This is a genomic window from Cloacibacterium sp. (assembly GCF_047601505.1).
GTDB lineage: Bacteria > Bacteroidota > Bacteroidia > Flavobacteriales > Weeksellaceae > Cloacibacterium.
In genome coordinates this window covers 2081606-2105110 of record NZ_JASGJD010000001.1, presented here as the reverse complement: position 1 = coordinate 2105110, position 23505 = coordinate 2081606, and the positions used below count along the sequence as shown (strand labels likewise).

The 23505-nt window shown below is 32.1% G+C and carries 18 protein-coding genes and 1 pseudogene; 10 read left to right on the top strand and 9 right to left on the bottom strand.

Translation table 11 applies throughout. The features are described from left to right. Positions 1-3 precede the first annotated feature (3 nt). Together QM746_RS09690 and QM746_RS09685 are read left to right on the top strand one after the other, a co-directional pair. The gene (locus tag QM746_RS09690) at positions 4-1182 is read left to right on the top strand and encodes an acetate/propionate family kinase (protein WP_374363831.1); all 1179 of its coding nucleotides are present in this window, start codon (positions 4-6) and stop codon (positions 1180-1182) included. Positions 1183-1275: 93 nt separating this feature from the next. Beyond that, on the top strand, positions 1276-1464 hold the full coding sequence (locus tag QM746_RS09685) for a hypothetical protein (protein WP_414984035.1): 189 nt from the start codon (positions 1276-1278) through the stop codon (positions 1462-1464). A gap of 23 nt (positions 1465-1487) precedes the next feature. On the opposite strand, the gene menA is transcribed toward QM746_RS09685, so the two are convergent. Further along, complete coding sequence (gene menA, locus QM746_RS09680; protein ID WP_414984034.1) at positions 1488-2417, bottom strand: 1,4-dihydroxy-2-naphthoate octaprenyltransferase; 930 nt, start codon at positions 2415-2417, stop codon at positions 1488-1490. 83 nt (positions 2418-2500) lie between these two features. Continuing rightward, positions 2501-3340: a 1,4-dihydroxy-2-naphthoyl-CoA synthase gene (locus QM746_RS09675; RefSeq protein ID WP_414984033.1), complete on the bottom strand. Its 840-nt coding sequence runs from the start codon at positions 3338-3340 to the stop codon at positions 2501-2503. A 204-nt stretch (positions 3341-3544) separates the two neighbouring features. Here QM746_RS09675 and QM746_RS09670 point away from each other — a divergent pair, with 204 nt between their 5' ends. The 4 genes from QM746_RS09670 to QM746_RS09655 all read left to right on the top strand — a co-directional run bounded on the left by QM746_RS09670 (position 3545) and on the right by QM746_RS09655 (position 7830). Further along, positions 3545-4690, top strand: coding sequence for a porin (locus QM746_RS09670; RefSeq protein WP_414984032.1), 1146 nt, complete (start codon positions 3545-3547; stop codon positions 4688-4690). A 189-nt stretch (positions 4691-4879) separates the two neighbouring features. Beyond that, positions 4880-6016: a Re/Si-specific NAD(P)(+) transhydrogenase subunit alpha gene (locus QM746_RS09665; RefSeq protein ID WP_414984031.1), complete on the top strand. Its 1137-nt coding sequence runs from the start codon at positions 4880-4882 to the stop codon at positions 6014-6016. A gap of 11 nt (positions 6017-6027) precedes the next feature. Then, complete coding sequence (locus QM746_RS09660) at positions 6028-6336, top strand: NAD(P) transhydrogenase subunit alpha (RefSeq protein ID WP_213189056.1); 309 nt, start codon at positions 6028-6030, stop codon at positions 6334-6336. Between the two features lie 87 nt (positions 6337-6423). Then, positions 6424-7830 carry an NAD(P)(+) transhydrogenase (Re/Si-specific) subunit beta gene (locus QM746_RS09655; protein ID WP_414984030.1) on the top strand — a complete coding sequence of 469 codons (1407 nt, stop codon included), beginning with the start codon at positions 6424-6426 and terminating at the stop codon, positions 7828-7830. Positions 7831-7917: 87 nt separating this feature from the next. On the opposite strand, the gene QM746_RS09650 is transcribed toward QM746_RS09655, so the two are convergent. Further along, entirely contained in the window at positions 7918-8844 is a 927-nt protein-coding gene (locus QM746_RS09650; protein ID WP_414984029.1) for a cation diffusion facilitator family transporter, read from the bottom strand. A 107-nt stretch (positions 8845-8951) separates the two neighbouring features. On the opposite strand from QM746_RS09650, the gene QM746_RS09645 reads away from it, so the two are divergent. Then, positions 8952-10502, top strand: coding sequence for a hypothetical protein (locus QM746_RS09645; protein ID WP_414984028.1), 1551 nt, complete (start codon positions 8952-8954; stop codon positions 10500-10502). Between the two features lie 233 nt (positions 10503-10735). On the opposite strand, the gene QM746_RS09640 is transcribed toward QM746_RS09645, so the two are convergent. The 3 genes and pseudogenes from QM746_RS09640 to QM746_RS09630 form a co-directional block, all read right to left on the bottom strand. After that, complete coding sequence (locus tag QM746_RS09640; protein ID WP_414984027.1) at positions 10736-12145, bottom strand: APC family permease; 1410 nt, start codon at positions 12143-12145, stop codon at positions 10736-10738. A gap of 176 nt (positions 12146-12321) precedes the next feature. Further along, positions 12322-14859 carry an adenosylcobalamin-dependent ribonucleoside-diphosphate reductase gene (locus tag QM746_RS09635; RefSeq protein WP_414984026.1) on the bottom strand — a complete coding sequence of 846 codons (2538 nt, stop codon included), beginning with the start codon at positions 14857-14859 and terminating at the stop codon, positions 12322-12324. 279 nt (positions 14860-15138) lie between these two features. Beyond that, positions 15139-16244: pseudogene (locus QM746_RS09630) on the bottom strand (M14 family zinc carboxypeptidase). 358 nt (positions 16245-16602) lie between these two features. Here QM746_RS09630 and QM746_RS09625 point away from each other — a divergent pair. Both QM746_RS09625 and QM746_RS09620 read left to right on the top strand, forming a co-directional pair. Then, positions 16603-17691, top strand: a complete 1089-nt coding sequence (locus tag QM746_RS09625; protein ID WP_414984025.1) for a TerC/Alx family metal homeostasis membrane protein — start codon at positions 16603-16605, stop codon at positions 17689-17691. Between the two features lie 237 nt (positions 17692-17928). After that, the gene (locus QM746_RS09620; RefSeq protein ID WP_414984024.1) at positions 17929-18459 is read left to right on the top strand and encodes a helix-turn-helix domain-containing protein; all 531 of its coding nucleotides are present in this window, start codon (positions 17929-17931) and stop codon (positions 18457-18459) included. Positions 18460-18596: 137 nt separating this feature from the next. On the opposite strand, the gene rplS is transcribed toward QM746_RS09620, so the two are convergent. The 3 genes from rplS to rpsA all read right to left on the bottom strand — a co-directional run bounded on the left by rplS (position 18597) and on the right by rpsA (position 21921). After that, positions 18597-18950 carry a 50S ribosomal protein L19 gene (rplS, locus tag QM746_RS09615; RefSeq protein ID WP_374363309.1) on the bottom strand — a complete coding sequence of 118 codons (354 nt, stop codon included), beginning with the start codon at positions 18948-18950 and terminating at the stop codon, positions 18597-18599. Between the two features lie 125 nt (positions 18951-19075). Further along, positions 19076-20065 (bottom strand): alpha/beta fold hydrolase, encoded by a 990-nt coding sequence (locus tag QM746_RS09610; protein WP_414984023.1) that lies wholly within the window; start codon positions 20063-20065, stop codon positions 19076-19078. Positions 20066-20142: 77 nt separating this feature from the next. Next, positions 20143-21921 (bottom strand): 30S ribosomal protein S1, encoded by a 1779-nt coding sequence (gene rpsA / locus QM746_RS09605; protein ID WP_414984022.1) that lies wholly within the window; start codon positions 21919-21921, stop codon positions 20143-20145. A gap of 271 nt (positions 21922-22192) precedes the next feature. On the opposite strand from rpsA, the gene QM746_RS09600 reads away from it, so the two are divergent. Then, a complete protein-coding gene (locus tag QM746_RS09600; RefSeq protein WP_414984021.1) occupies positions 22193-23500 on the top strand; it encodes a DEAD/DEAH box helicase in 1308 nt (435 codons plus the stop codon). Positions 23501-23505: the final 5 nt, after the last annotated feature.

Genomic DNA, 23505 nt, shown 5'->3' with positions numbered 1-23505 from the left:
TATATGAATATTATTATCATCAATACAGGAAGTTCTTCTATTAAATTCCAAATGCTTGCTATGCCAGACCAAAAGGTAATTTGCTCTGGTTTGGTAGATAGAATTGGATTGGGAAGTTCTAATCTAGTTTACGAAACCCAAAATACTAAAGTTCAAGAAGTTTTAGATATAGACAATCACGAAGCAGGATTAAAAAAAATATCTGAACTATTAATTGACCCAAAAATTGGAGTAATTAAAGATACTTCCGAAATAGCAGCTGTAGGACACAGAGTAGTACACGGAGAAAGATTTTCGGACCCAATGAAAATCACCGAAAAAGTAAAAGAAAAAATTAAAGATTTATTCTTACTTGCTCCTCTTCACAATCCTGCACACTTACAAGGTATTAATGTAGCAGAAGAAATTTTTTCTGATGCAGAACATATCGCAGTTTTTGATACCGCTTTCTTTCAAACCATCCCAGAAGTAGCTCACAAATATGCAATTCCTAATGACATTGCAGAGAAATATCACATCAGACAATACGGTTTCCACGGTACAAGTCACAAATTTGTATCAGAAAGAGCAATTGAGTTTTTAGGAGTTAAAGAATCTAAAATCATCACCATTCACCTTGGTAATGGCTGTAGCATCACTGCTGTAAAAGACGGCAAAAGTATAGACCACTCCATGGGATTCAGTCCTGCAAACGGATTAATAATGGGTACAAGAAGTGGAGATATAGACCATTCTGTAGTATTTTATTTAAATGACCTTGGTTTTTCTGTAAAAGAAATTAGTGATTTACTTCAAAAGAAAAGCGGAATGCTAGGACTTACCGGTTATAGCGATTTAAGAGATATTGAAAGATTAGCTGAAGAAGGAAACAAAGATTGCCTACTTGCCCTTGCAATGAATGCATACAGAATTAGAAAATTCATTGGGGCTTACACCGCTGCAATGGGAGGATTAGATGCAATTGTTTTCACTGCGGGAGTTGGAGAAAATTCTGCTTACCTTAGAAACCTTGTTTGTAAAGACATGGAATTCTTCGGAATTGAAATAGATGAAGAGAAAAACAGCCTTAGATCTAAAGAAATAAGAGCCATCCACAGAGACAATTCCAATACCAAAATATTAGTAGTTCCAACCAATGAAGAGCTAGAAATTGCTCGTCAGGTTTATGGATTATTAAATTAATCAAACTCAGATTATTAAAAAAGAGAAGCAATATTGCTTCTCTTTTTTTGTTGTATTATTCGCCAGATTATAATCAACCTTGTTTTAAATGAAATGCAATTGCAGGAGATTACAAACAGCCTTGTTTTAAATAAAATGCAACTGCAGGAGATTACAAACAACCCTGTTTTAAATGAAATGCAACTGCAGGAGATTACAAACAACCCTGTTTTAAATGAAATGCAACTGCAGGAGATTACAATCAACCTTGTTTTAAATAAAATTCAATTGCTTTTAGTTTAATCTAAATGTTATTTCAAATAAAATTAGTTGAAATAATTCAAACCAACGGCTACCAAAACACTCATCAAAAGCGTTATAATGCCTACTTGTTTCAAAAACGGGTCTAGTTCTTTTGGCTCTTTTACGGCAATTATTTTTCTCCTTAAAGAAGTTAATGGAAATATGGTTACAAAAAAGATAAACGCATAATATTTCCCTTGTTCTTGCAAATGATTTATCATCATATAAATTAAAACCAAAATTGGTGGCAACATTAGAATTACCATTTCATAAATCATCGCATTTTTGAAACCTAATCTTAATGCTAAAGTTTTTTTACCAGATTTTTCGTCGTTTTCTATATCTCTCATATTGTTGAGGTTTAGCACACCTGCGCTTAGCAATCCTATGGCAGAAGCTGGCAAAAGAATATCCCAATCAAAAGATTTTGTAAAAAGAAAATAACTTCCGCATACAGACACCAACCCGAAAAATATAAAAACCATTATATCTCCTAAACCTAGATAGCCATAAGGTTTTTTGCCAACAGTATAGCCTATTGCCGCCAAAATACAAGCAACACCTAAACCAATAAAAGTATAAAATTCATTAATAAAATTTGGAAAAAATGCTTTGTAAAGCAATCCCAAAGTTGCAACTAAAGACAAAACAGAAAACAAAATAACAGCATTTCGCATTTGCTGGGCAGTAATTTTACCAGAAGCTACAGCACGTTGCTCTGCCTCTCCTATTCTATTTTGGTCGGTTCCTTTTACGCCATCTCCGTAATCGTTAGCAAAATTTGATAAAACCTGATACAACAAAGTTACCAAAAGTGCCAAAGCAAAAATAGTCCAATCCCAAGTTTTTCCTTGTTCTAAGAGTTTCCATCTTGCGATGAAAGAGCCCATAATAATTCCGCTTACAGAAAGCGGTAAAGTACGCAGCCTAGCTGCTTTTATCCAATCAATCATTTTAGTTGTTAGTTATCAGTTGTTGGTTGTTGGTAAATAATTTCATAAGACTGTCAACTATCAACAAACAACCATCAACCAAGTTAAGAAATCCACTGATTTTCTCCGAAATCTGGTTTACGTTTTTCTAAAAATGCGTTTCTTCCTTCTTTAGCTTCTTCCGTCATATAAGCCAATCTGGTAGCTTCTCCCGCAAAAACTTGTTGGCCAACCATTCCGTCGTCTGTAAGATTCATTGCAAATTTCAGCATTCTGATAGACATTGGAGATTTTGCCAAAATTTCTTGCGCCCATTGGTAAGAAGTTTCTTCTAACTCTGCATGAGGAATTACTGCATTTACCATTCCCATATCTGCCGCTTCTTTAGCCGAATAATTTCTTCCTAAAAAGAAAATTTCTCTGGCTTTTTTCTGCCCCACCATTTTAGCTAAATAAGCAGAACCATAACCACCGTCAAAACTGGTAACATCAGCATCAGTTTGTTTGAAAATCGCGTGCTCTTCGCTCGCCAAAGTTAAATCGCAAACCACGTGAAGCGAATGCCCACCACCAACAGCCCAACCGTTTACCATAGCAATCACCACTTTTGGCATAAATCTGATAAGACGTTGAACTTCTAAAATATTAAGTCTATGTCTTCCGTCTTCTCCTACGTACCCTTTTTGTCCACGTGCTTTTTGGTCTCCACCACTACAGAAAGCATGTCCGCCATCTTTAGGGCTTGGTCCTTCACCTGTTAACAAAACTACCCCTACAGAAGGGTCTTCTGAAACGTGGTAAAATGCGTCGTATAATTCTGAAGTAGTTTTTGGACGAAAAGCATTTCTTACTTCGGGTCTGTTAATTGCAATTCTGGCAACGCCATTGCATTTTTTATAGGTAATATCTTCGTATTCTTTTACGGTTTGCCAATCAATATTCATAGAAAAAAATTTTGCGTAAAGATAACGATTATTGACCAATTTTTAATTGAAATCATGATTATTAAGACGAAAAAACTCTTTATTACCTCTTCGGATTATTATAGAGAATAAATAAAATTTACAAGAAAATGATTTTATTCATACCTTATCAAAAGCGTTTAAAATAGAGACTTGAGTACCTTTGCAAGTGTAAAAAATGTAGGTATGAAAAATATGTGGAAACCTTTATTATTTAGTTTCATTGCATTGAATTCTGTTTCAGTAGCAAACGCACAAGAAAAAAAAGATTCCTTAAAATCTGAAGCTCCCAAACCAAAAGAATTTAAAATTTTCAACAAAAAAGCAACTATTGGTGCATTATTGGTGGGCGATTATGCCAATTCTCTTACCAAAGATGTTGATATGAACGGGAAGCACAATCCTACAGCTTCAGACAATGGTTTTTACTTGGTGTATTTCAGAGTAAACGGAAAATTCGCTATTAATGATAAACTTTCTGCACAGATTTTAGTAAACTTTGCTGATTTCAAAAACGACCCAAAAAACAAAGTTTTAGAAATTGCTGCTTTAAAATGGACTCCAAGTACTTATTTTAATGTACAAGTAGGACAATTTAGACCTTATTTTGGTTTGGAAGATATGTATCCTGCAGAAATAATGAAATCTTATGCTTGGTCTAATCAATACTCTCTTTTAGGAAAAAGCAACTGGGAAAGTTTCCAAATTGGTGCTGCTGTTTCTGGTTCTTTGAGCAAGAAAAAAATTCCATTAAGATATTATTATACTTTCTATAACGGAAATGGTAAAAACCAAGTGCAAGATAACGACGATGCTAAAAACCACGCTTTAAGATTAGAATACGACCTTTTGCCTAAATTACAATTAGGCGTAAACAAAGCACTTACAAAAATTGATAATCAAAATGCAAGTATGTTTGGAGCAGATATTTCGTACAACGCTAATCTTTCTAAACTTTGGAAAGCCGGTTTTAATACAGAATTCAAATACGGAACTAATATTTATGCTTTCAGCGCTGCTACTCTCGCAGGAAAAGACGTTTCAGATTATAAAATGACAGGTTTTTATATTATTCCATTTATTTCCAGAGCAATTAATGAAAGTAATAAAAGTTTCATTGAATTTACTTGCCGATACGAATATCTAGAAGATGTAAACAAAAACGGGAATGTAGGAAGATTTTACACTCCAATGTTAAGCTATGTAATGGGAGAAGATTATACATCTAAAATTTCTTTAGTTGGTGTAATTTCAGACTATAACAAAGATGTTGCAAACAGCACACAATACAGTTCTAACTTATTACTATTGCAATATCAAATCAGATTTTAGTATTTAAATTTCATTTTACTTATCGTAAATAGTTACATTAAAATTTATGCAACTAGAATTATATTATTTTCAATTTAAAAATACTTTTATTCAAAAACCAAAAATAAAGAGCCTTAAAACATAATCAAAATCATATTTTTTATATCAGAATGTTACCATAAATTTGAGTATCATTAAAAATATAAAGAAATGATTATTGGTGTTTTAAAAGAACCGAATTTTGAAACCAGAGTTTCAATTCTTGCCGAATCTGTGGCTGCACTCATCAAAAAAGGAAATTCTGTAATTGTAGAATCAGACGCTGGAAAAAAAGCATTCAACAGCAACCAAGAATACGAAAAAGCTGGTGCCGAAATAAAATCCAGAAACGAAGTTCTAGCACAAGCAGAAATTTTACTTTCTATAAACCCTATTTCTGATGAAGATTTCTCAAAAATAAATTCTAAAATTTTATTGGGCGTTTATCAACCTCTTTCAAACGGAGAAAATATTATAAAATCTATTGAAAGAAAAATTACTACTTTTTCTTTAGATATGCTCCCAAGAACTACCAGAGCTCAAGCAATGGATGTTTTGAGCTCTCAAGCTAATATTGCAGGTTACAAAGCCGTTTTATTGGCCGCCAATTCTTACGGAAAATATTTCCCGATGTTTATGACGGCTGCGGGAAGTATTGCTCCTGCCAAAGTTCTTATTTTAGGTGCCGGAGTAGCTGGTTTACAAGCAATTGCTACCGCAAAAAGGTTAGGAGCTGTAGTAGAAGTTTTTGATACAAGACCTGCTGTAAAAGAAGAAGTAATGAGCCTTGGAGCTAAATTTGTAGAAGTAGAAGGCGCTGCAGACGCAAGCACAGCCGGTGGTTATGCCGTAGAACAAACCGAAGAGTACAAACAAAAGCAACAACAACGTATCGCTGAAAGTGTTGCAAAATCTGACATTATTATCACTACGGCACAGATTCCTGGGAGAAAAGCACCAATATTGATAACAGAAGAAATGCTCAATTCTATGAAAAACGGTTCTGTAATTATAGATTTAGCAGCTTCTACAGGTGGAAATACTCCATTTACTAAAAACAATGAAACCGTAAATCATAACGGTGTTTCTATTATAGGAAATTCTTCTTTACAATCTACAATGCCTTCAGACGCAAGTAAATTGTACGGAAAAAATATTACCAATTTTCTTCAACTTATTATTGATAAAGACGCAAATCTCAATCTAAATTGGGAAGACGATTTGGTAAAAGGCGCTTGCATTACACACAACGGCGAAATTACTAACGACAGAGTAAAATCTATACTCTCTCCTTCAATGAATAATTAAATTTAATTTTTATGAATATTATAGAGTGGATTTCTCAATATCAACAAATTATTTACATTGTAATTTTGATGATTTTTGTAGGAATTGAAGTGATAGGACACGTACCAAGTGTTTTACACACACCATTAATGAGTGGTGCAAACGCCATTCACGGTGTGGTAATAATTGGAGCTATTATTGTAATGGGAAAAGCCGAACCAGACAATTATCTGGCATTAATTTTAGGTTTTTTGGGAGTGATTTTAGGAACATTAAACGTAGTTGGAGGCTTTGTGGTAACAGACCGAATGCTAGAAATGTTTAGTAAAAAGAAAAAATAATATGCAGGATGTATGATGCTTGATGATGGGTGTTTCAAAATTACATCCCACTCCCAGCATCCAGCATCAATCAATAAAGTCAAAATCATGGAATTACTTACAATACTCTACTTAATAGGTTCTATTACCTTTATTCTAGGACTAAAAATGCTTTCGAATCCCAAAACTGCAAGAAAAGGAAACTTAATTGCAGCAGCCGGAATGACCATCGCTATATTAGGAACAATTTTTCTTTATCAGGACGATGAAGGCAAAAAATTAGGAAATTATGCTTGGATTTTTGGAGGAATTTTCATCGGAACAATAATTGGATCTTTCGCAGCCAAAAAAGTAAAAATGACGGCAATGCCACAAATGGTAAGTATTTTCAACGGAATGGGTGGCGCTTGTGCAGCTCTTATTTCTTTAGTTGAATTCAATCATTTGGTTCACAATTCAGAAAGTTCTGTAAATTTAGGAATGCTTTCAATTATTCTTTTAGGATTAATAATTGGTTCTGTATCATTTTCCGGAAGCATGATTGCTTGGGGAAAATTGAACGGAAATATTAAGAAAGATTTCTCTTTTCTGGGACAACAATTCGTCAACATCGGAATTTTACTTGCAATTCTGGGATTATCAATATTTTTAGTATTGAATTTCTCTCCAGAAAATTCAAACTTATTTTTTATAATTTTCATATTATCACTACTTTACGGATTACTTTTTGTATTCCCGATTGGCGGCGCAGATATGCCCGTTGTAATTTCTTTGTTAAATTCATTTACAGGAGTTGCAGCAGCTTGTGGAGGATTTTTGTATGACAACAAAGTAATGTTAACCGGAGGAATTTTAGTGGGCGCAGCAGGAACTTTATTAACCATTTTGATGTGTAATGCCATGAATCGCTCTTTATTGAATGTATTGATTGGTTCTTTTGGTGGAAATAAAAAAACGGAAGGCGCAACTTCTTCAAGCGGAGGAACAGTAAAAGAAGTTACATTGAGTGACACCGCTGTTTTAATGACTTATGCCAACAAAGTAATGATTGTACCAGGTTACGGATTGGCTGTTGCACAAGCTCAACACTCTTGTCACGAATTAGAAAAATTATTAGAAAGCAAAGGTGTAGATGTTTTCTACGCGATACATCCCGTTGCTGGTAGAATGCCCGGACACATGAATGTACTCTTAGCTGAAACCGATGTTCCTTACGAAAAATTAATGGAAATGGAACAAGCCAACGAAGAGTTTTCAACGGCTGATGTGGTGTTGATTTTAGGTGCAAATGATGTAGTAAATCCGGCAGCAAAAGAAAGCACATCTTCTCCTATCTACGGAATGCCAATCTTGGAAGTTGAATTGGCAAAAAATGTTATCGTAAACAAACGAAGCATGAAACCTGGTTACGCAGGAATTGAAAACGAATTGTTCTATAGACCAAAAACCTCAATGCTTTTCGGAGATGCAAAGAAAGTTTTGCAAGACTTAATTTCTGAGATTAAAAATCTGTAAAATTCATAAACTATAAAAACAAAACTCCTGTTCAGAATCTGAACAGGAGTTTTTTATGATTAAATCAAAACTTATAATTTATAACTTTTACAGCATTTCCTCTTCTTTGAATTCTCTATCGTTAAAATAAATTTCTAATGTAATATGCTGAACGTTAAAATGTTCAAGTTCGTGTTTTACTTTATCTTTCAACGTTTCAATCTCATCAAGAGAAAGACTTTTTTCGACTTGAAGATGTGCCGTAAGAGCATTTTCAGTGGTACTTAAAGCCCAAATATGTAAATGTTTAAAATCTTTTACACCGTCAATTCCTAAAATTTCTTCTTTCAATTTATTGAAATCTACTCCTTCCGGAACTCCATCAAGAGCCAATTTCAAACTTTGGGTAAACAAACTCCAAGTTCCATAGAGAATTACCAAAGCAATTACAATACTCATTACTGCATCTAGCCAAAACCAATTGGTAAAAATAATCACCACACCTGCAATTACAACTCCCAAACTCACCAAAGCATCTGCTGCCATGTGAAGATAAGCACCTTTCACGTTTAAATCTGCATCTTTGTCTTTCATAAAAAAGTAAGCAGTAAGAGAATTGATAATAATACCAACAAACGCTACAATTGCCATTGTTTTTCCTTGTAAAGGTTGAGGATTATAAAATCTAAAAATTGCTTCGTAGATAATTCCGCCTACTGCTGCAAAAAGAAGTAAAGCATTGAACAAAGCCACCAAAACCGTTACTTTTTTATATCCGTAAGTATATGATTGTGTAGCTTTTGAATACATTAACTTAAAGGCAATTAAAGATAAAACCAAACTTATCACATCGCTAAGATTATGCCCCGCATCCGAAAGCAAAGCCAATGAATTCTGAGACCAACCAACTCCTGCTTCTATAATCACAAAAGCTGAATTAAGGAAAATCCCAATGTAAAAAGCGTTTCTTAGTTTTTTAGAGTTTAAATCCAATGCTGGAACGTGACTATGACTGTGATCGTGAGAATGCGACATGAAAGAAATTTTGAGCTAATTTCGGGATTTTTTTTGAGAAAATTGTTGTTGGTTGTGTATATTTGTTTGACGTTCAAACTTATTAAAACTAATACTAAAAACTGATTATGAATAGAAATATTTGGAGCCTTTACAAGGACTCTGAAAGAGGTCAAAATGCAATAGAGATTTTTAATTTTAATGAAGATGATGATTTATTTGATAAAACTACAAAAATTTATGATTTTTGTAGTGAATTCATGGGAGATATTTCGGAAAAAGAAGATTTCATAAATACCCTGTTTAGCGTTTATGAAAATATTTCTGTTAGTCAATTGTCTTTAAAAGAAAATGAAAAAATAAATTCTTTTTTTGAGAGGTTTATTGACAATTTTGAAATTGCAGTAATCGAAGAAAATGAATCTGGAGACTTATTTAAAGTTCTAAGTGAGAAACCATTTATAAAACAAAAAGACTATAAAAGTTTGTGTTCTATAACTACTGAAATTTCCTTATTTCTATATTTCCAATATCCTGAATCATTTTTACCAATTCTTTTTTCTGAAAGATTTGATAAATTAATGAATTTATTAGATGTGTTAAACATTGAATTTCCACAATTACCAACTACAATTGATAAAAGAGGAAGGTTAATGTTTTATAATAATCTCTGCGAAAATATTATCAATTTTGCCAAAACAAATGAATTAACACCAGCTGAAACCTGCGCTTGCATTTATGATTTTGCTAAAATGTTACTTGCAGAAGACTTGGAAAATATTTCTGATTTACCTGAACCAACAAATATTTGGTTAACTGGTGGAAGCAAGTCTGATTATGAAACTTTTTTAAAAAATCCATCTGAAAATGCTCAATCTGTTTGGACTTGTAATGAAAAAACAAAACGAGGAGACATAATAGTTATGTATGTTTTATCTCCTTATAGCTGTATTCAATCAATTTGGAGAGCAAATACTGATGGAGTTTTTACACCTTTCAATTATTACAATAGCAGAACGAAAGTAACAAATGGAGTAATTATACCTGAAATAACAATTAATGAATTAAGAAATGATGAATATTTCAAAAATTTACCAATTGTTCGTAAAAATTTTCAAGGTGTAAATGGAGTCAAATTTTCCGCAAAAGATTATATGGAACTACAGCGCATCTTAATATCAAAGGGATTTAATACTTCATGTCTTCCTCAACTTTATAATCCTAATCTTGAAATTGAATTGAATATTAAAAATGAAAAAGATGTAGAAGAATTTTTACTAATACCTTTACTTTCAAAATTAGAATATTCAGAAAATGATTGGACTCGTCAATTATCACAAAAGGCAGGAAGAAAAGAAAAAGCAATTCCAGATTTTGTCTTTTTCCCAAAAGGAGAAATTCATTTTCAAAATGCTCCATTAGTGATAGAAGCAAAATATGACATGAGCTCTAGTATAGAAAGAATGAAATCATATAACCAAGCCTTATCATATGCGAGAATGATGAGAGCAACAATATTTGCTATTTGCGACAAAGACAGGATTATTATTTACAAAGAAATAGATAATAATTTCAATCGTTTCAAACCAACATTTGAAAAGCATTGGCAGAATTTAAACGATGCTGAAACTTTCAGCAACCTAAAGAAAATTATAGGAAAAGAATACATACGAAAATAAAAAGTCTAAACCTAAAACTGCAAAATTGAATGAATACCCTCAAATTATAAAAAATACGTGCAAAAATTTTTTCATTTATATTTTTGTATGTTTTTTTACTAAATCGTGAAAGTTTTTACCAAAATATTTTGAAGATGTGATTCCAAAAGCAAAAAAACAGCTTGAACCAAATGAAATTCCCCAATAAAAAAGTCGGACAAAAGCCCGACTCTTTTCAATAATTTCTTTATTTTCTAATCAGAATTCCTTTTATTAATCACGTAATACACTGGTAAACCAATTAAAATAAGTAGTAATCCTGGCCAAGTGTAATTCGGTTTGTAAATAAATAAAAGCACACAAAAAGCTGTTCCAATCAACAGATAAATAATGGGTGTAACAGGATACAACCACGTTTTGTAACTTCTTTCTACGTCTGGTTTTTTAATTCTCATGTAGATTACGCCAAAAACGGTAATCATGTAAAATAAGACAATTACAAAAGAAATCATATCTAATAAATCGCCGTATTGTCCGCTCAAAGCGAGAAGAGAAGCCCAAATTCCTTGCATCCAAAGAGATTTTTCGGGAACGCCATTTTTGTTGTTTTCAATAGCAGATTTTAAGAAAAGTCCGTCTTTTGCCATCGTTTGAAAAACTCTAGCTCCTGCCAAAACAATTCCGTTCACACAACCAAAAGTGGAAATCATCACCAAAACTGCCATAATAATCGTTCCCACACTTCCAAACATTTTTTCCGAAGCAGCAACTGCTACTCTATCATTTGCTGCAAAAGCAATAGAATCTCTGTCAAGAGCATTCAGATAAACAAAATTCACCAATAAATATAAAACCATCACAGAAATGGTTCCCAAAACCATTGCTTTTACCACATTTTTTTGTGGATTTTCTATTTCTCCAGAAACAAAAGTTACGTTTTCCCAAGCTACAGAACTAAAAACCGAACCAACCATTGCTGCTGCAATTCCGCCAAAAACGGTAGCTCCAGAGATTTCTTTCCAACCTAATTGAAGAAAATTACCTTTGGCATCTTTAGCAATATTATTAAAAGCATCCCATCCGAAACTTAAATTATCACTCAAAAATGAATCTTTAACCAGAATAAATCCTAAAAAAATCAGTCCGAAAAGTGCTATAATTTTAGACCCAGTGAATAAATTTTGCAATAATTTTCCACTTTCTACACCTCTAGTATTAATGTAAGTAAGCAATAAAATCACCGCAATACCAAGTATTTGAATCCAAGTAATTTTAAATTCACCACTTTGAAAAATTGGCGCCGCATCATTGAGGGCAGGAAAAAGATATGCCGAAAATTTACCAAAAGCTACCGCAACAGCAGCAATTGTTCCGGTTTGAATTACGGTAAACATTCCCCAACCGTACAAAAATCCCAACTTTTTTCCGAAAATTTCGGTGATATAAGTGTATTGTCCGCCCGCTTTTGGAAACATCGCAGAAAGTTCGCCATAACTGAGAGCTGCTGCCACCGTCATAATTCCTGTAATTACCCAAACTGCGATGAGCCAATATCCAGAACCGAGATTTCTCATAATATCTGCGGAGACAATAAAAATCCCACTTCCAATCATAGACCCCATCACCAACATGGTTGCGTCCCAAAGTTTTAGTTTTTTATTCATAGTTTAATTAATTCAAAAGTTAAAATTCAAAATTTTTAGAATTTTAAAACTATCAAAGATATTATAAAATTAAAAAGCCACAAAAAACTGTGGCTCATTGTTTATAAATTATATAAAATCATTTAGCTTCCTATAGAAAATCAAAATGAACAATTGCTTTGTAAACATCCAAAATTTTACCCACATTTCGAGCTTCCACAATTTTTACAAATTAAGCAACCTTCTTGGTAAACTACTTGGTCTGAACCGCAATTGCTACATTTTTGTCCGTCTGCTTCAGTTCCGTCTGCAATATATCGTTTCAAAGCTCTTGCAACACCTGCTTTCCATGTATTGATAGATTCTGAATCTAATTCTAATCTGTTGATTAATTCCACCACATTTTCAATTGGCATTCCGTGTCTTAAAGTTCCTGAAATCAATTTAGCATAATTCCAAAATTCTGGATTAAATTTATGAGAAAGTCCTTCAATCGTGGTTTTATAACCTCTCAAATTCTTAAATTGGAAATCGTATCGAGAAACACCACTTTCGTCTCTGTTTTTGATAATTAAACCTTCATTTACCCAACGTGGAAGCATAATTCCCTCTTCGTCATCTGCCAAACCTGTAAAAATTTCGTAAGGTCTTTCGTCAATCAATCCAACAAAAGCAATCCATTTTTCTTTATTATTTTGAAATCTCACCACATCAGCTTCTAGAATTTGAGGTCTTTTCGTAGGAAAAGCTTCAAGATTTTGATGTGCTTCTTCAGTTTCTTCCTCTTTTTTATCATCCGCAGCTACCAAAACTCCACTTCTAGAACCATCTCTGTAAACTGTAACACCTTTACAACCAACTTCCCAAGCTTTGATATACAATTCATTCACCAATTCAACGGTTGCTTCATTCGGAATGTTAATAGTTACCGAAATAGAATGATCTACCCATTTTTGAATTGCGCCTTGCATTTCTACTTTACTTAGCCAATCAATATCGTTAGAAGTTGCTTTATAGTAAGGAGATTTTGCAATTAATTCCTGAATTTCTTCATTTGAATAATCTTTAGAAGTATCAAAACCATTTGCTTCCATCCAAGTTTTAAAATGATGATGAAAAACAATATACTCTTCCCAAGAATCGCCAACTTCGTCCACAAAATCAACTTTTACATCTTTATCATTCGGATTTACTTTTCTTCTGCGCTTGTAAACCGGTAAAAATACAGGTTCAATTCCCGATGTAGTCTGAGACATTAAACTTGTGCTTCCAGTTGGTGCAATTGTCAATAACGCAATATTTCTTCTACCATATTTTACCATTTCTTGATACAAATCTTCATCAGCTTCTTTAATCCTCAAAACAAAAGGATTATTTTTCTCTCTTTCCGCATCATAAACTTCAAAAGCACCTCTTTCTTTCGCCATTTCCACCGAAGAATGATACGCAGAAAGTGCCAAATTTTTGTGAACTTCCACCGAAAATTCATTTGCTTCTTTGCTTCCATAGGTTAAATTTAATGCAGCCAACATATCGCCTTCTGCAGTAATTCCAACACCTGTTCTACGTCCTTCTAATGTTTTTTTACGAATTTTCTCCCAAAGATGTTTTTCGGTATGTTTTATTTCTTCATTTTCTGGGTCTTTTTCAATTTTAGCAAGAATTGCATCAATTTTTTCCATCTCCAAATCAATAATGTCATCCATCATCCTTTGCGCATAAGCAGCGTGTTTTCTAAATAATTCAAAATTGAATTTAGCTTTTTTGGTAAATGGATTTTCTACGTAAGAATAAAGATTTATCGCAATTAATCTACAAGAATCGTAAGGACAAAGCGGAATTTCGCCACAAGGATTGGTAGAAATGGTCTCAAAACCTAAATCTGAATAACAATCTGGCAAAGATTCTTTGATAATAGTATCCCAAAATAAAATTCCCGGTTCTGCAGATTTCCAAGCATTATAAACAATTTTTTTCCAGAGTTCTTCAGCATAAATTATTTTGGTAAATTTTGGATTTTTGCTAAAAACAGGATATTTCTGAACATATTCCGAATCAGATTTTACAGCTTTCATAAATTCGTCATCAATTCTCACCGAAATATTAGCTCCAGTAACTTTTCCTTGCTCTAATTTGGCATTGATAAAATCTTCAGCATCTGGATGATTAATTGAAACCGACAACATTAAAGCGCCTCTTCTTCCATCTTGCGCCACCTCTCTTGTAGAATTAGAGTAACGCTCCATAAATGGCGCTAAACCTGTTGAAGTAAGCGCTGAATTCTTCACAGCAGAGCCTTTTGGACGAATATAAGACAAATCATGCCCAACTCCGCCTCTTCGTTTCATCAGCTGAACTTGTTCTTCGTCTATTTTCATTATACTTCCGTAGGAATCACTATCCGTTCCGTTGCCAATTACAAAGCAATTTGAAAGTGAAGCAATCTGGAAATTATTCCCAATTCCCGTCATTGGGCTTCCTTGCGGAATAATATATTTAAAGTTTTTTATTAAATCAAAAATCTCGTTTTCAGATAATGGATTTGGATACTTCTGCTCAACTCTTGCAATTTCGGAGGCAATTCTGTGATGCATATCATCCGGCGTTTTTTCATAAATATTTCCATCAGAATCTTTTAAGGCATATTTTGTCACCCAAACTCTAGCAGCCAAATCGTCTCCTTTGAAATATTTTAAAGTTTCTTCATAAGCATAATTATTAGTTATCTTCTCCATAATTTTAATTTAATTTTTTACTTATCAAAAATAAATAAAAATACAATTACTATATATTAATTTTTACATCAAAATTTATTTTTTGTAAACTTTTCAATAAATAAAATTACTTAAATATTTGAATTACAATATTTTAAATTAAAATATTTGTAAACTTTTATGATTAATATCAATAATAAGATTAATCAATTGATTATTTTTGGTTATAAAAAAACCTGACTAATTTTCAAAAAAAAGTCAGGTCTAAAAATATATTTTAAAATTTATTACAAAAATCTACTATTCTATTGTGAAATTTTGAACAGCGTCTAATTTTGGAAATTTATTCTGAGAAACAAATCTTTTTCCTGTACAGTCTATTTCTTTCCAACCTTTTTTTCGATGTAAATCTCCAACTTCCACCACAATTGGAACAAAAGAAATTTCTTTATTTCCTTCTCTAATTTCTTCTTTAAACTGAACAGCAACATCTAAAATACATTCAAAATCGGTATTTAGTTTTAAATTTCTATAGATAATGTCAAAATGAGATTCTTTATTTTCTGGAATTTCAAAGATCTTTCGAAACCAAGCGTATCATTTTCTAACTTACCTATCGTAGAAAGCGCAGTATATAATGCAATAGTATAATATTTTCTAGTTCCAAATCTTTGATAATCATTAGGAAAATGCCCTCCTTCAAACAAAACCACAGGAATACCAGCTTTCATTAAATTATCTCCTGTAGAAGTAGGATAAAATTCATCAGAATATCTTGCAATTTGATTAGGAATTTGAGTTTTTAAAGCTTCATAAATTTCAGAAATAACCGCCATACTTTTTTTTCTGGTTTCTGTAACTGTTCTATCGAAATCTTGAGAAGGCGCTAAAAAAGACAAAGTTGCTGGATTCTTACCATCAGTTGAAAAAAGTGTTCTTTGCTCATGAAGATTAAAGCCATAATCATACTTTTTAGAAAAAGCTATTTCTTTTAAAAGTTGCATTTCACAACTTGCACCTTGCAAATAATCTCTGTTCATATCCACATCCAACGCATTTCTTCTCGTCCAAACTTTAGAACCATCTGGATTGAGCATAAATATAAAATCAAGAGAAATTTTACTAAAAACTTCTTCTTTAAGTTCTGGTTGAGACTCTAAAGAGTACCATAAATCTAGCATACAATGCGTAGAATTACTCTCATTGCCATGCATTTGAGACCAAGCTAATATATTAATACTACCAGTTCCGTAGGAAAATTTATAAATAGGAAGCCCTAAAGTTGACTTACCAATTTCTGAAACGTAATCGCTGAGATTCTCACAAATAAAATTATAAAGACTTTCGGGCGAAATATAACGATTGGGAAAATTAGGGTTTTTCTGATATTGAAAACTAGAATTCATTATGTGGATAAATTTAATTATTCAAAAATACGATAAAAAGAAATAATCACCTAATTGACATTTGTAAACTAATTAAACTCAAGAAAAAGACATTTTGTCTGTGGAAAAAATTGTTAATTACATATAATTAAATTAAAATTTATAAATTATTTAAAATGAGTAATTTATGTAATTTAATTAAACTATATTTTTAATTTGACTTTAAGTGAAAAAATGGTGCTATTTCTCAATTGTAAAGTTATTCCGTTAAACATTGAGATTGTGAATAACTAAAATTTAAATTAATAGTGAAACAAATGTAAATTCTTCAATTTTTATTATTTTGGCTATCTTTGAAGAATAATTTTTAATTTTTATCATGAGCAACGAACTAATATTTCTGCTATCTTTTTTAATTTTCATTTGTTTTATTTTAGCTTTAGATTTAGGTCTTTTACACAAAAAATCTGACAAAATTTCTTTAAAACAAGCAGGGCTAATGAGCTTTTTTGTAGTCAGTTTGGCTATAGGTTTTTACTTTATATTAACTTCATACGGTCACCTACTCCACGGCATTGATAGTATCGAAAAACTTCAAAAAGTAATCAATGCTCACCATCATCCAGTTAAAATCATTCCAGGTGATTTAGAAAGTAGTATAGCCTTATATAATCATAATCTGGGGTTAGAATATCTTACTGGTTATTTAGTAGAATATGCACTTTCTGTAGATAATATATTTGTAATAGTGTTGGTTTTCACAGCGTTTGGTGTTGCGCCAAGAAATTATCACAGAGTTCTTTTTTGGGGTATTTTAGGAGCTATATTGATGCGATTCGTATTTATATTTGTAGGAGCTGCATTAATTGCTAAATTCAGTTGGATCATGTATGTATTCGGTGGATTTTTGGTTTTTACCGGAATTAAGATGTTCTGGAATAGAAACGAAGAAGAAGAAATTGACTCCAAAAACCATCCTGTAGTAAAATTTGCCAATAAGTACTTTAATGTACATCATAGCTTCGTAGGAAATAAATTTTTTATAACAATTGATGGTATTAAGAAGATTACACCTCTATTTTTAGTACTTATTATTATAGAATTTACCGATTTAATTTTTGCTGTAGATAGCATCCCGGCAATATTTTCGGTAACTAAAGATGCTTATGTGGTATTTTTCTCAAATATATTTGCCATTATCGGGCTTAGGTCTATGTTCTTCTTATTAGCAGGAATTATCGATAAATTTAGATTCTTAAAAATAGGTTTAGCAGCATTATTAACCTTTATCGGTCTCAAAATGCTTTTCCATATTTATCTTGAAGAATGGGGCTTTACAACCACAGATTCTCTTATTATCATCATTAGCATTTTAGGGCTAAGTATATTTACATCTTTACTATTTCCTGAGAAAAAGAAAGATAGAAAGCCAACTATTAAACTAAACGAAGACGACGATAATTATTAAATTAATTCTGTAATAAATTTATACCAATACTCTCTATTTTGAGAGTATTTTTTTTGAATTTACTTTTATAAACAATTATTTTTGATGTAAATTATCATTTAATTTAAGTTTGTAAATACATAAAAGTGTTTATTTATAGTACCTTATATACAATGTTTACTTTTGTAAAATGCAAAGCTAATTTTAAATTTACATCTGTATTTACTTTTGTAAATTAATTTTATTACATTTGTAATTATGGAAATCAATGAAAGAATTACAAAAATATTAGAATATTCTGGTTTGTCGGCTTCAGAATTTGCAGACGAAATAGATGTACAGCGTTCTAGCATTTCTCACATTATGTCTGGGAGAAATAAACCTTCCCTAGAATTTGTAACAAAAGTTAAAACTAAATTTCCAGAACTGAGTTGGAATTGGATAATCTTAGGAACTGGCGAAATGAAAGAAAGTTCTACTCCTTTGCCATTTTCTGAAAAAGAAGAAAATTCTTCGCCAGACCTTTTTACATTAATTGATGAAGATTATAAAAATGAAGTTTTTGTTCAAGATAACATTCAAAATGAAACTTTACGAGAGTTGAATAATTCTTTCCCAAGTCCTAGAAAAGAAATTTCAAGCGATTCTCAGCGATTAGAAATTTTCAACGACATTTCAAAGACTCAACAATCTGTAAATGAAGAGCTTAAACCAAAAGAAACCGAAAACAAAATTAAAAGAATTGTTTTTTTCTACGAAAATGGAAAATTTGAAGCTTTTGAACCTTAATTGATTTGATGATGTAACAATTTGCTGATTTTCTCATGTGTGATATTTCGAGAATCAAAATTCTTTGATTCTATAAAATAAAAAAGCATTCCAAAAATAAATTTGGAATGCTTTTATTTTTTCTTCTTAAGAAGAGATTACTTTTTGTAAGCAGCGTCTTTAATTCTCGCTTTTTTACCTCTAAGATCTCTGAAGTAGAAAATTCTAGATCTTCTAACTTTACCTCTTCTATCAACTTCAATTTTTTGTAAAGCTGGCATGTTGATTGGGAAAACTCTTTCTACACCTACATCACCACTCATTTTACGGATAGTGAAAGTTTTAGTAGCTCCAGCTCCTCTCAACTGAATCACAACTCCTTTGAAGAACTGTGTTCTAGTTTTGTTACCTTCTTTAATTTCGTAATACACAGTAATGGTATCACCAGTGTTGAATTCAGGGAATTCTTTTTTTGTAATGTACTTGTCTTGTACGTACTTAATTAAATCCATCGTTTAATTTAAAAAAAAATGTTCAAAGCTAAACAACGTACACGCCTTTCGTCAGAGGTTGATTAACAGGCTGTAAAATTATTAATTTTCTTCGAAACAAACAAATATCTTTTACAGAAATTTGACTATTTCAAAAACTCAACTAAAGGTTTTATAAATTTGTCAAATGCTTCAATATGAGGAAGATGTCCTATATTTTCAATTTCTACCAATTGAGAATTTGGAATTTTCTTCTGAGTTTCTTTCCCAAGATTTTGATACAATCCCATCTTGCTCTGTACTTCCGCAGAAGCATTGGCTTTGCCTAGAGCTGTTCTATCTCTTGTCCCGATGATGAGCAAAGTAGGAACTTTCAATTTTGGAAATTCATAAACTACAGGTTGAGTAAAAATCATATCATAAGTAAGTGCAACATTCCAAGCAACTAAAGGATAATCTTTATTCACCGTCCAACCAGCAAGAAGATACATCCATTCATCATATTCGGGTTTCCATTTGTTATCATAATAGAATTTTAATTGATAATTTTTAATATCTTCAGCAGTTTGCTTCAATTCATTTTGATACATTTTATCAACAGAAACATAAGGAGTTAGCGTTTTATAATCTTCTAAACCAATTGGATTTTCTAGAATCAATTTTTCTGTAGTTTCAGGATACATCAATGCAAATTTTGTCGCCAACATCCCGCCCATAGAATGTCCTAAAACATTAATTTTATCGATTTTAAGCTCATCTAAAATCTGTTTGGTATTCTGTGCTAATTGATGAAAAGAATATTGATATTGAGAAGGTTTAGAAGACTTTCCGAAGCCAATCTGGTCTGGAATAATAACTCTGTAGCCTAATTTTGAAAGTTCTGTAGCCGTTTGTTTCCAATAAGCGCCATTAAAGTTTTTCCCGTGTAAAAGAAGTACATTTTTACCATTGCTTTTTTGTGGTAAAATATCCATATAAGCCATTTTTAAATCTTGATTTTGAGACTTAAAATTAAAATATTTCACTTCAAAAGGATATTCGTAATTAGACAAAGTAGCATCTAGGTTTTTCAGTTTTTCTTGAGATAAAACCATAAAAATCAGTAAGTTAAAGAATAAAACAAGAATCTTTTTCATAATAATTAAATATAAATTCAAATAAAAACCGTTTTGTAAAATACAAAACGGCTTAAATTTATGAAAATTTCGGAAGATTATTTACCTTCTTCCATTCTTTTCTTAAGTTCTGCTAAAGCATCGATATCACCAAGTGTAGATTTTTCTTCGTTTGAAGAACTAGCAGCTGGTTTAGCTTCTTTTGCAGCTTTTTTCTCTTCGTCCCTGAAGATACCAGTGTGAGATACTACTACTCTTTTGAATTCTTTGTTAAATTCAATTACTTTGAAATCTGCAGTTTCACCTTTTTTGATTTTAGAACCATCTTCTTTTTCTAATAATCTTGAAGGAGCGAAAGCTTCTACTTCTGCATCTTCGAACTGAACTTGAGCACCTTTATCGAAAACGTCTGTAGCTTTTCCTGAGTGAACAGTACCTTCAGCATATTTAGTTTCGAATTTATCCCAAGGGTTTTCAGTTAATTGTTTGTGACCTAAAGAAAGTCTTCTCGCTTCAGTATCCAATTCTAATACTACAACGTCTAGTTTATCACCTACGTTACAGAATTCTGATGGATGTTTGATTTTCTTAGTCCAAGAAAGATCAGAAATGTAGATAAGACCATCAATTCCTTCTTCTAGTTCTACGAAAACACCAAAGTTAGTGAAGTTTCTTACAGTACCAACGTGTTGAGAACCAACAGGGTATTTAGTTTGGATATCAGCCCATGGATCTGGAGTTAATTGCTTAATTCCTAAAGAAATTTTTCTTTCTTCTCTATCTAAAGTAAGTACTACAGCTTCTACTTCGTCACCAATTTTAACGAAATCACCAGCACTTCTTAAGTGAGTAGACCAAGACATTTCAGATACGTGGATAAGTCCTTCTACACCTGGAGCTACTTCTACAAATGCACCATAATCAGCAAGAACTACTACTTTACCTTTTACTTTATCACCTACTTTTAGGTTAGCATCTAGAGCATCCCAAGGGTGTGCTTCTAATTGCTTCATACCTAATTGAATTCTAGTTTTTTCATCATCAAAATCAAGGATAACCACTTTTACAGTTTGTCCGTCTGCTAAGATTTCAGATGGATGGTTAACTCTAGACCAAGAAAGATCTGTAATGTGGATAAGACCATCTACACCACCAAGATCGATAAATACACCGTAAGAAGTAATATTCTTAACAGTACCTTCAAGAACTTGACCTTTCTCTAATTGAGCGATGATTTCTTTTTTCTGACCTTCAATATCAGCTTCGATTAACGCTTTGTGAGATACTACTACGTTTTTGAACTCAGGGTTGATTTTCACAACTTTGAATTCCATAGTTTTACCTACGAATTGATCGTAATCTTTGATTGGTTTAACATCAATTTGAGAACCTGGTAAAAATGCTTCGATACCGAAAACATCTACAATCATACCACCTTTAGTTCTAGATTTTACGAAACCATTAACGATTTCTCCAGACTCGTGGTATTCATTTACTCTATCCCAAGCTTTAAGCGTTCTTGCTTTTTTGTGAGATAATTGTAATTGACCAGTTTTGTCTTCTCTTCTATCAACCATTACTTCTACTTCATCACCTACTTTAAGACCTTGGTTGTAACGGAATTCGTTAAGAGAAATAACACCTTCTGATTTGAAATTGATATCTACAATCGCTTCTTTATCAGTTAATCTTACTACTTTACCAACGATTACGTCAGATTCTGCAAGATCATTAAGAGAACCTTTGTAGATTTCTTCTAAATCAGATTTTTCTTTTCTTGCATCAGCGTCAAGACCTGATTCGAAAGAATCCCAATCAAATTGTTCTGGTGCTACGTTTGCGTTATATAACGCTTCTTGGTTTGTCAATTCAGACATAAAAATAAAATTTGTATTCCTTCTTTTTTAGCTTTGGCATTATGTGGACTCTAAAAAATACGGAAGATGTTAATTATTAATGTTTTACTTCGCCAAAATTACTCCCACAAAAAGTGGTGCAAAATTACAAAATTTTATTAAATAAACAATAGATTATTTTTCTTATTTTATAATAATTAATTGGCTTAAAATTAACAAGATAGCAGCAATTCTTACCATCTAAAATGAATACACTTTAGATTACCTCAATCCTTTAGCTTAAATTTGCAAAATGGAATTACAACCAATCTACGAAAAACTGCAAATTCAGGAAATGAATCAAATGCAGAAATCTACTTACCAAGCTTCTGAAAACGAACAAGATATCATCTTACTTTCTCCAACAGGCTCTGGAAAAACTCTTGCTTTTCTGTTTCCTGTACTTAGAAATTTACAAAAAGAAGTTTCTGGCATTCAAGCCATTATTCTAGTACCGGCTAGAGAATTGGCGTTACAAATAGAACAAGTTTTCAAAAATATGGGAACCGATTTCAAGGTAACTATCTGCTACGGTGGACACGATAAAAAAATTGAAATCAATAATCTTACTCAAGCTCCAGCAGTTTTAATAGGAACACCAGGAAGAGTTGCTTATCATCTCAAAAATAATAATTTCGATACAAAAACCATCAAAACTTTGGTTTTAGATGAATTCGACAAAGCTTTAGAATTAGGATTTGAAGAAGATATGAGCTACATTATCAATTCTTTAAAAAATATTTCGCAGCGTTTCCTTACTTCTGCTACTGCAATGGATAATATCCCAAAATTTGTAGGATTAGACAACGAAAAAACCATCAATTTTTTAAAATTAGGCGAAGCAAAACCTAATATTCAACTAAAAAAAGTGATGACAATTCCCGAAGAAAAATTGGATACACTTTTCAACCTTGTCTGCAAAATCGGTAACAAAAGAACGCTTATTTTTTGCAATCACAGAGATGCTGTAGATAGAATTTCTGAACTTTTAAAGGAAAAAGGAATTGATAGAGAAACCTTTCACGGTGGTATGGAACAAGATGAAAGAGAACGTGCTTTGCTAAAATTCAGAAATGATTCTACTAGAATTCTTATAACTACAGATTTGGCTTCCAGAGGTTTAGACATTCCAGAAGTAGAATCTATTGTACATTATCAATTGCCACCAAAAGAAGATGCTTTTATCCACAGAAACGGACGAACCGCCAGAATGCATGCCAAAGGTTTTGCCTATTTAATTTTGACTGAGGAAGAAAACTTTCCTTTCATCAAAAGCAATACTCCTGAAGAAAACATTACAGAAAAATATAGAATTCCAGCTAAAACGCCTTTCCAAACGATTTATATAAGCGCGGGAAAAAAAGACAAAGTAAACAAGGTTGACATTGTTGGTTATCTCATAAAAAAAGGGGAATTAACCAAAGAAGACGTTGGTATTATTGAAGTAAAAGACAATACTTCTTACGTAGCGGTTGCCCGAAATAAAGTGAAAGATGTCCTGAAAAAACTCGCCAACGAAAAACTAAAAGGCAAGAAAATAAAAATGGAAATCGCTTATTAAAACAA

Coding starts and splice junctions, on each gene's coding strand:
- QM746_RS09690 (WP_374363831.1), top strand. CDS start 4: ATGAATATTATTATCATCAATACAGGAAGTTCTTCTATTAAATTCCAA.
- QM746_RS09685 (WP_414984035.1), top strand. CDS start 1,276: ATGCAATTGCAGGAGATTACAAACAGCCTTGTTTTAAATAAAATGCAA.
- menA (WP_414984034.1), bottom strand. CDS start 2,417: ATGATTGATTGGATAAAAGCAGCTAGGCTGCGTACTTTACCGCTTTCT.
- QM746_RS09675 (WP_414984033.1), bottom strand. CDS start 3,340: ATGAATATTGATTGGCAAACCGTAAAAGAATACGAAGATATTACCTAT.
- QM746_RS09670 (WP_414984032.1), top strand. CDS start 3,545: ATGAAAAATATGTGGAAACCTTTATTATTTAGTTTCATTGCATTGAAT.
- QM746_RS09665 (WP_414984031.1), top strand. CDS start 4,880: ATGATTATTGGTGTTTTAAAAGAACCGAATTTTGAAACCAGAGTTTCA.
- QM746_RS09660 (WP_213189056.1), top strand. CDS start 6,028: ATGAATATTATAGAGTGGATTTCTCAATATCAACAAATTATTTACATT.
- QM746_RS09655 (WP_414984030.1), top strand. CDS start 6,424: ATGGAATTACTTACAATACTCTACTTAATAGGTTCTATTACCTTTATT.
- QM746_RS09650 (WP_414984029.1), bottom strand. CDS start 8,844: ATGTCGCATTCTCACGATCACAGTCATAGTCACGTTCCAGCATTGGAT.
- QM746_RS09645 (WP_414984028.1), top strand. CDS start 8,952: ATGAATAGAAATATTTGGAGCCTTTACAAGGACTCTGAAAGAGGTCAA.
- QM746_RS09640 (WP_414984027.1), bottom strand. CDS start 12,145: ATGAATAAAAAACTAAAACTTTGGGACGCAACCATGTTGGTGATGGGG.
- QM746_RS09635 (WP_414984026.1), bottom strand. CDS start 14,859: ATGGAGAAGATAACTAATAATTATGCTTATGAAGAAACTTTAAAATAT.
- QM746_RS09625 (WP_414984025.1), top strand. CDS start 16,603: ATGAGCAACGAACTAATATTTCTGCTATCTTTTTTAATTTTCATTTGT.
- QM746_RS09620 (WP_414984024.1), top strand. CDS start 17,929: ATGGAAATCAATGAAAGAATTACAAAAATATTAGAATATTCTGGTTTG.
- rplS (WP_374363309.1), bottom strand. CDS start 18,950: ATGGATTTAATTAAGTACGTACAAGACAAGTACATTACAAAAAAAGAA.
- QM746_RS09610 (WP_414984023.1), bottom strand. CDS start 20,065: ATGAAAAAGATTCTTGTTTTATTCTTTAACTTACTGATTTTTATGGTT.
- rpsA (WP_414984022.1), bottom strand. CDS start 21,921: ATGTCTGAATTGACAAACCAAGAAGCGTTATATAACGCAAACGTAGCA.
- QM746_RS09600 (WP_414984021.1), top strand. CDS start 22,193: ATGGAATTACAACCAATCTACGAAAAACTGCAAATTCAGGAAATGAAT.